We start from the raw sequence: 8,239 nt of genomic DNA, 5'->3' as shown, positions 1-8,239 counted from the left end.
GGGGTCTTACCCGCGCCATCGTCACCGAGGCGGGAAATCTTTAGCCGGAACGACCGCCTGGAGGCATCACACGATGGTTTCCCGCGTCAGCTCCGGAAGCTGGCATGAAGGCCTCACGCCAACATTCCTCTTGACAATAGTCCGCACAACGACTATTATCCAGGGCATGGAACGACGCCTGCGCACCGAGATCCAGCAGTCGAATCCCTTCCCGAGCCTCGAGGAAGAGGTCCACGTGGAGATCCTGCTCACGGCCCAGGTCGCCAACCGCGTCCTTGCGAGCGCCCTGAAGCCCACGGGACTGAGCCCCTCGCAGTTCAACATCCTGCGCATTCTGCGCGGCGCCCGCCCGGCCGCGCTTCCGTCCGGCCGGATCGCCGAGCGCATGGTGACGCACGATCCCGACCTCACGCGGCTGCTCGACCGACTGGAAGCGAACGGCCTGGTGGAGAAGGCCCGCGACGCCAAGGACCGTCGCGTCGTCAACGTCCGGATCACCAAGGCCGGCGTGGAGCGCATCGAGGGCGCGTCCAAGGCCGTCACGCAGGCGGTGAGGTCGGCGCTCGCCCCGGTGGGGGCGCGCAAGCTGGAGCAGCTCGCCGATCTCCTGGAGCTGGCCCGCGCCGCGGTCCGCGAACATTCCGAAGAAGTCTCTCGATAGGCGACACCCGAAACCGGAGGAACGAACGATGGCACTCTCCAACGAACTCATCCTGATCACCGGCGCGACGGGGCAGCAGGGCGGCGCGATTGCCCGCGAGCTGCTGGCCAAGGGGCGGAAGGTCCGCGCCATGACCCGCCACCCCGAAGGCCCCAAGGCCGGCGAGCTGAAGCGGCTGGGCGCGGAAGTGGTCGCGGGCGACCTGAACGACGCCGCCTCGATCGAGCGCGCGCTGCAGGGGGCGTGGGGCGCCTACGCCGTGCAGAACACCTGGGAGGCCGGCGTCCAGGGGGAGGAAGAGCAGGGGATCCGCTTCGCCGAGATCGCGCGGAAGGCCGGCGTCCACCATCTGGTCTATTCCTCCGTCCAGTCCGCCGACCGGAAGACGGGGATTCCGCACTTCGACAACAAGGCCCGCGTCGAGGAGCGGATCCGTTCCCTGAAGTTCCCCTCGTACGCCATCCTTCGCCCGGTCTTCTTCATGGAGAACCTGGCCTCGCCGTGGTTCCTCCCGTCCATCCAGGGCGGCGCCCTCGCGGTCGGAATCCGTCCTGAGACGGAGCTTCAGATGGTCGCCGTGCAGGACATCGGCCGGTACGGCGCCTGGGCCTTCGAGAACCATGCCGCCCTGAACGGCCGCGCCATCGACATCGCCGGCGACGAGCTGACGATGCCGGAAACGGCCGCCGTCCTGAGCCGCGCCGCGGGCCGGGAGATCCGCTTCGTGCAGGTCCCGATCGAGGAGGTCCGGAAGTTCAGCGACGACTTTGCCAGCATGCTCGAGTGGTTCGACCGGGTCGGCTACAACGTCGACATCGCCGCCATGTCCGCGGAGAGCGGCGTGCGTCCGACCCCGCTCGCCGAGTGGGCGGCCGCGGTCGACTGGCAGCCGGCCCCTGTGACGCGTTAACGTTCGCGCTCCGACGTTCGACCCCAGACCACCGCAAAGGAGGAGAACCCGTGAATCAACGAGTGCTCGTCGCGATGGCCTTGACGGCCGTTCTGTTCGTTCCTCAGCTCGCCGCCGCCCATGACGAGGATCACGCCGGACATGGCGCGGCTCCGGCTGCGCCGGCATCCAAGGCCATCGTCGCGCCGGCGATCGCCACGACGTACGTGGGGGAGAAGACGCCGGTCGGCAACGGCACCGTCCGCACGTGGGTGGGCGTGGACCGGAAGGGAACGCCGGTCTCCGTCGGCGTGACCTTCTCCGAGACCGCCCTGCTCGGGCTGCCGATGCAGCTTCCGAAGGACGACATCGGCTGGGAGTGGAACCTGGCGCTTCCCAAGGAGGTCGCCGTGGCGCCGTTCGACCACGTGGCCTTCTACTGGAATCCGCGCGGGCACATTCCGGACGGGGTCTACAACGTCCCGCACTTCGACATCCATTTCTTCATGGTGCCCGAGGCGCAGCGGGCCGAGATCACGGCGATGAACTACAACCTGGAGCGGTGCTTCAAGCTTCCCTCGCAGGAATACATTCCCGCGGGGTATATCCTGCCGCCCCAGACGGAGCACCGGCGAATGGGCGTCCACTGGATCGATCCCGTCTCGCACGAATTCCACGGGCACGACTTCACGGCGACGCTCCTCTACGGGTCGTACGACGGGAAAGTGAACTTCATCGAGCCGATGATCACCCGCGCCTTCCTGGAGACGCGTCCCGACTTCGCCGCCGAGGTGAAACAGCCGGCCGCCTATGCCGCTCCCGGGTACTATCCGACCTCCTACGCCGTGAAGTTCGACGGCAAGAATCGCGAGTACGTCGTGTCGCTGGACGGACTGACGATGCGGGCGGGGGAGACGACCTCGAAGGATTGACGCTCCCTGGGAGGGTCCCGTCGTACCGGTGATATCCCACGATAGGAAGCGGGCCGCGACTGTCCATCGCGGCCCGCTTTAGCTATAAGGTGGGCAGATACTTAGGGGGCATATCGCAGAATTCACTTGAACACGGCGCTGCGCTATTGCATCATTGATGCACAGGGGATCGCTCCGCAGTCGTCGTCTCCGCAGCAGACTCGACACCATTACCGCAGGGAAGCCTCGAACCGGCCAGGGAAGCGCTATGCGGAGCTCTCGCATGGTCTCGCTCGTCGTATGCCTCGTCTGCAAGCATCCCTTCAGCTGGCGCATCGCCCCCCTCGAGCGCGTCTGCGCCCAGTGCGGCTCGCTCCACATGCTCAAGTCCGGCATCTGGGAGCTCAAGGCGCGCGGAACGCAGGCCGAGGGCCCGATCGTGGTGGCCCGGCGCCAGCACACGGCGCGCGTGGCGCTGATGAAGGTCCTGCCGAAGTCCCTCGTCGCGAATGAACGGCGCTCCAAGTGACTCGACCCGAGCGCATGCGCATGAAGCGGATCCGCGCCGGATCCAGCAAGGGGATGATCCGGACCTCGGTCGCGCTGCCCGAAGAGCTTCACCGCCGCTTCAAGCTGGCCAGCATCGAGACGGGAGCGGTGGTTACCGAGCTGCTGCGGCGCGCAGCGGCGGAATGGATCGAGAAGTATCGCAAGGGACGGCCCCGCAACTCTTAGCGTTTCCATTAACTTACGGCGCGGCCGGACGGTATAGCGGGCATCTACTTACTTTTTGGTTGTAGCGCACCCATCCCGGTAGGCATCCTTTTCACGTCCCGGTTGGACCGGTGACCACCGGGACGGCTCCGCCAGCGGGCGGAGGAATTACGTCGAGGCCCTTCCGGGCCGTCCAGGCCTCCACCTCGGCGCCTCCGCAGCACGGCGACAGCCAGCCGTCGTCCCTTGCTCGGGACGGCATCGTTCTCCGCGCGGCTCCCGCGCAGCGGGACCGCTCACACGCTCCATCGCGGGGCAATCGATCTCTCCGCGTGTGTCCGCGGACCAAGGAGGGCTCCATGAAAGTTGCATCCAAGGTCTTTCTCTTGGGCGCGCTCCTGCTCCTCGCCGCATCGACAGCCTATGCGGCCGCGCCCGTCGTCGTGGCCATCCCCGACATGTCCATCAACGCCGGCGCTTCGACGACCCTGAATGTGGTCGCCTACGACGTCGACGGCGACAACATCACCCTCACCTCGTCCCTGCCTGCTTGGGCCACGCTGAACGCGCCCACGACCGGGACGGGCCTCGTCGTCACCACCATCACCCTGAATCCGACCGCGAGCGATCTCGGAACGGTGTCGGGCAGCGTCACGGCCACCGCCAACGGCGAGGCGACGACCGAGCCGTTCCAGCTCACGGTGAATGCCTCCGGCACGAACCTGGCGCCGATCGTCACCGCCCCGGCCAACCAGACCGTGAACGAGGGCTCGAATCTCACCTTCACGGTCACGGCAAGCGACGCCGAGGCGATCACGGCCCTGGCCGCGGCTCCGCTCCCGGCCGGCGCGACCTTCACCGCCAACGCGAGCTACACCTCGGGGACCTTCTCCTGGACCCCGACCTCGTCCCAGTCGGGCGATTACAACGTCGTGTTCACGGCGTCGAACGCCCTCTCCGGCTCGGCGACGACGCACATTCATGTCGTGGACGTGACCGGCGTCAATACGAACCCCGACGTCACGGCTCCGGCGACGCAGAGCGTCAACGAAGGCCAGATGGTCACCTTCACGGTGACCGCCACCGACGCGAACGGCGACCACGTCACCCTGACGGCGTCGAACGTTCCCTCGGGCGCGACCTTCACCGACAACGGGAACAACACGGGCACCTTCACCTGGACCCCGGGATCCACGCAGTCCGGCAGCTACACGGTGACCTTTACGGGCAATGACGGACATGGCGGAACGGATGCCGCGAGCACCGTCATCACCGTGAACGACGTAACGGGCGGCGGCGGCGGCGGCACGGAAGCCACCGCGAAGCTTCTCGGCGCCTTCAACAGCCATCGGAAGTTCCTCTGCTTCCGGATCGATCCGGTGAACAACGGCTTCGACGTCCGGAACGTGGACCTGACCACGATCCGCTTCTCCTTCGGCGGCACGACCATCGACGCCATGACGGGGAAGACCAGCCTCGACTGGAGCTGTGAGAGCGACAGCGAGTCGGACGGCGAGGATCGCGATGCCGCGGCACTTCTGCACAAGGACGGCGGCTGGGACGGCGACGGCGACTGCGGCGAGTGCGATCACGAGGATTGCCCGTCCGACACCACCGGCTGCACCGTCTCCCTGCGGGCCTGCTTCGCGATGAGCGACCTCAGGGGCCTGTTCGGCGATCAGAGCATTCCGGACAATCTCGCGAGCGCGACGATCACCGGCAGCCTGAGCACGGGCGGGACGTTCACGGCGACGCTCGGCGCGCCGAAGGTGGCGGGGAATGGCGGCGACAACGGGAAGGGACACGAGAAGCACGCCCTCCACGCCAAGGCCACACCCAATCCGCTCAACCCGCAGACCAAGCTGACCTTCACGCTCTCGCAGGCGGGACGCGTGCGGGTGCTGGTCTACGATGCGCGCGGTCGTTACGTGAAGACCCTGCTCGACGAAAACCGCTACGCGGGCGCCCAGACGCTCACGTGGGACGGCTCGGACGCGCACAGCCGCAAGGTTTCGTCGGGCATGTACCTCTTCCGGATCGTGGCGCCCGAAGGGCAGGATATCCAGCGGGTCACGGTTCTGAAGTAATTTCGCCGTAACGCCGGCCAGTCGCGCGGCGAGGCGAACGGGCGGGGCGCACCGGCACCCCGCCCGTTTCGTTTTGCCCGGCGACCAGCGGGCCGGGAGCTACTCGTCGTCGTCCTCGTCGTCAGCGTCGTCATGTCCCCGGGCGCCCTCGTGTCCCTTGATGCCGGAGTTCACGACGATCGGTCCGTTGGTGGTGACGACGCGGATCGGGGCCCCGCCCGAGCCGAGCACCACGTTGACGTGGTGATGGCGCCGGCCCCCGCTCGCGCCAATGTAGGCGCCCGCCATCGGGCCGTTCTCGGTGCCGGTGGTGAGATCGGCCGAGTATCCGTTGGGAATCCGGAGTCGCACCGGACCGTTGGCGGTCTCCACGTCCAGGCCGCGACCCTGCCAGCGGGAGCCGGTCAGGGTGACGGTAAGCGGGCCGTTGGTCGTCCGCCCCTCGATGTCGCCGCCCGCGCCGATCAGCTCGAGCGGGCCGTTCTCGGTGTGCAGGCTCATGCGGCCGCGGATGCCTTCGACGGACACGGGGCCGTTCACGGTCTGCACATCGAGGTCCATCGAGCGCGGCGCGCGAATCCTGTAGGAGACGGCCCAGCGGGCGCTCTGCGTCTGCCCGGGGCCCTCCGCGTGGAGCCGCCCACCGGAGTTCTCGACATGGATGGAGCGCAGGAGCCGCTCGGCGCGCTCCTTGTCCCGCGCCCACGCCGTGACGCGGGCGCAGATCAGGACCTCCTCCTTGTCCCAATCGGAGATCTGGACGGAACCGTTGTCCCCGCCGTCGATGTGCCACGTGCCCTGGGGCGCCGGCTCGTGCATCTCCTGGACGTCGCGGGCGTAGGACCCCTTGCCGTTGCCAAAGGTCGTGTTGGAGGTGTCGTTTTCGTCGCAGAGATCGCCCGCGAAAGCGGGGACCGCGACGAGGGCGAGGGCGGCGATCAGGAGGGCTGCGGCAAGCATCGGAAGGGCGGCGGTCGGGGAGAGGGGAAGCACGATGGGAACCGAACGTTTCATGGCGGACCTCCTCGAGTGGGTGGCGACCTGGCGTCCCGTTAGAAGGCGGCCGCCCCGCGGACGTTGGAATTGCGATACAATCGTGGACCCGACAACGCCATCCCGGGGTAGTCCCGACCGTCACGGTCGATCCTCCCCCAACGCCGACGGAGAACCATGACTCGCGTTCGCCTATCCATTTCTATCGCGCTCTTCGCCCTTTTTGTTTCGCTGGCTTCGATCCTTCCCGCCGCCGCCCCGGCCCAGATCTACCTCCCCGGCGCGGAACCGGCCATCCCGCCCAAGGACACGACCCTCACCATCCGGGTGAGCCGCCTGGCCCCCGGCGTCTATGCCGCCAAGCTCAGCTACGTCTGGACCGGCTGGGTGGAGCTTCCGGACGGGATCCTGGTCATCGATTCCGGCATGGCGGACAGCGCCGGGGTGGCGCTGGCCGACACGATCCGCGCGCGCTCGCCGAACAAGCCGTTCAAGTACCTCGTCCTGACCCACGCGCACGACGATCACATCCTGGGCGCCAAGCCGTTCCTGTCGGCGGGGGCGACGCTGGTGGCGCACGAGAGCCTGGTCCACGACATCGACTCGACGCTCGGAATTCCGGGCAACCCGTCGAAGGAGATCGGAATCCGGGACCACAAGCGCTTCGGCACCGCGCTCCGTCCGGTCGACGTGGTGTGGCTGGGGCGTCGCGCGGATTCGCGAGGCGATCTCATCGTGCACCTTCCGAAGCAGAAGGTGCTGTTCGCGGGAGACCTCGTCTGGAACAAGTCGATTCCCTGGCTCCTCGACCCCGACTTCGACAAGCTCGGCTGGTACGCGTCGCTCGACTCCCTCATGTCGCCGCGGTATGCGGCCAACGTGCTCGTCCCGGGGCACGGACTGATCGCCAAGCCCGGTGAGGGGATCCGCTTCACCAGGAACTACATTCGCGACGCCGATGACAAGGCGACCCGCCTGGCGGGGTGGGGGCAGACGCTGGCCGAGCCGCGCCGGTGGGGGTACCTGGGCCCGTACGAGGGGATGGAGTTCTACCAGGAGGTCCACTTCATGAACATGAAGCGCCTTCTCGCCGAGGCGAAGGGGGTGAAGACGAAGGGGCGTGCCAAGGTTCGGGCGATGCGCCAATAGCCGCGCGTTCCGAGCTGGTACGCGGCGTCGCCTGGGTCCGGCCCCGATCCGGATCGCGACGCCGCTTTTTGTTTGCTGGCTCGCGGGGTCGGCCGGCTGCTCCACGAACCCCGAGTCTTTGGAGGTGCGCGCGGCGCGGCATGCCGCCGAGCGCTACCTCGCGACCCTCGCGGCGCACGATTGGGCGGCCGCGCGGTCGCTGGCGTCCTGCCACGTGGGCGGCCCTGAGTTTCGCGGCGCGACTCTCCTTCGCATCGGGGTTTCGCAATCGATGTCGACGCGCACGCTGGACTCGCTTGCCGGCGCGGCCCGGGACGAGGAGCGGCGGGCCGCTGTGGAGCTTGCGGCCGCCGACGAAGAGACCGCCGACTCGCTCGGGCTCCGGGCGGACGCGGCGGCCCGGCGCTCCCGGATGCTCGGCGACGCCGTTCGCGCGGCCGCGATGTCGCGGGCGGGCCGCGCGGACTCCGTGCTGCGCGTCTGTCGGGTGCGCGTCCGCGTGCGCTGGGGTGGACCGCTCGTGGGTCCGGAGCCGGTGGACCGCGAGCACCTGCTGCGGGCGGTGGCCGCCGGCGGCGGTCCCTGGATCGTCTTCTCGATGGTGGCGCGCGATCGCGATCCCGGTGGCGGGCCGTTCTGACCCTGGCCCCGTTTGCCCCGGACCAAGATCGCCCTCGTTGGCCCCGGACCCATTTGACCCGCCCCGGGCGAAGATGCTACGTTTCTGGACCCACGCGCGATCCCGAAAGCACTTACGACGAGGTGGCGAGACGCCGATGAACGTGAAGACCGGCTTCAATTTTGGATACTGGGCGTGGGCCCGGGGGCTTGGGCG

Annotated in this window: 9 protein-coding genes; 8 read left to right on the top strand and 1 reads right to left on the bottom strand. The window is 68.1% G+C overall.

Translation table 11 applies throughout. From position 1 onward, the window contains the following. Nucleotides 1-166: 166 nt before the first annotated feature. The 6 genes from VE326_08115 to VE326_08090 all read left to right on the top strand — a co-directional run bounded on the left by VE326_08115 (nucleotide 167) and on the right by VE326_08090 (nucleotide 5,262). Nucleotides 167-661 (top strand): MarR family transcriptional regulator, encoded by a 495-nt coding sequence (locus VE326_08115; GenBank protein HYJ33169.1) that lies wholly within the window; start codon nucleotides 167-169, stop codon nucleotides 659-661. A 28-nt stretch (nucleotides 662-689) separates the two neighbouring features. Continuing rightward, a complete protein-coding gene (locus tag VE326_08110; GenBank protein ID HYJ33168.1) occupies nucleotides 690-1,571 on the top strand; it encodes an NmrA/HSCARG family protein in 882 nt (293 codons plus the stop codon). A gap of 50 nt (nucleotides 1,572-1,621) precedes the next feature. Next, a complete protein-coding gene (locus tag VE326_08105; GenBank protein HYJ33167.1) occupies nucleotides 1,622-2,482 on the top strand; it encodes a DUF5602 domain-containing protein in 861 nt (286 codons plus the stop codon). A gap of 262 nt (nucleotides 2,483-2,744) precedes the next feature. Then, nucleotides 2,745-2,990, top strand: a complete 246-nt coding sequence (locus VE326_08100) for a hypothetical protein (protein HYJ33166.1) — start codon at nucleotides 2,745-2,747, stop codon at nucleotides 2,988-2,990. After that, on the top strand, nucleotides 2,987-3,196 hold the full coding sequence (locus VE326_08095; protein HYJ33165.1) for a plasmid partition protein ParG: 210 nt from the start codon (nucleotides 2,987-2,989) through the stop codon (nucleotides 3,194-3,196). The genes VE326_08100 and VE326_08095 overlap by 4 nt, the downstream gene beginning before the upstream one ends. 338 nt (nucleotides 3,197-3,534) lie before the next feature. After that, complete coding sequence (locus tag VE326_08090) at nucleotides 3,535-5,262, top strand: putative Ig domain-containing protein (GenBank protein ID HYJ33164.1); 1,728 nt, start codon at nucleotides 3,535-3,537, stop codon at nucleotides 5,260-5,262. A 99-nt stretch (nucleotides 5,263-5,361) separates the two neighbouring features. Here the strand turns inward: VE326_08090 and VE326_08085 are convergent, their stop codons facing one another. Continuing rightward, nucleotides 5,362-6,276, bottom strand: a complete 915-nt coding sequence (locus tag VE326_08085; GenBank protein HYJ33163.1) for a hypothetical protein — start codon at nucleotides 6,274-6,276, stop codon at nucleotides 5,362-5,364. A gap of 156 nt (nucleotides 6,277-6,432) precedes the next feature. Between VE326_08085 and VE326_08080 the strand changes: the two genes are divergently transcribed. Further along, on the top strand, nucleotides 6,433-7,404 hold the full coding sequence (locus tag VE326_08080) for an MBL fold metallo-hydrolase (protein HYJ33162.1): 972 nt from the start codon (nucleotides 6,433-6,435) through the stop codon (nucleotides 7,402-7,404). Nucleotides 7,405-7,528: 124 nt separating this feature from the next. Then, nucleotides 7,529-8,044: a hypothetical protein gene (locus VE326_08075; GenBank protein ID HYJ33161.1), complete on the top strand. Its 516-nt coding sequence runs from the start codon at nucleotides 7,529-7,531 to the stop codon at nucleotides 8,042-8,044. The last annotated feature ends 195 nt before the right edge of the window (nucleotides 8,045-8,239 follow it).

The organism is Candidatus Binatia bacterium (assembly GCA_035631035.1).
In the GTDB taxonomy this organism is placed as follows: domain Bacteria; phylum Eisenbacteria; class RBG-16-71-46; order SZUA-252; family SZUA-252; genus DASQJL01.
Note: the sequence above shows the minus strand (reverse complement) of the source record. Positions and strands in the feature narration are given on the sequence as shown.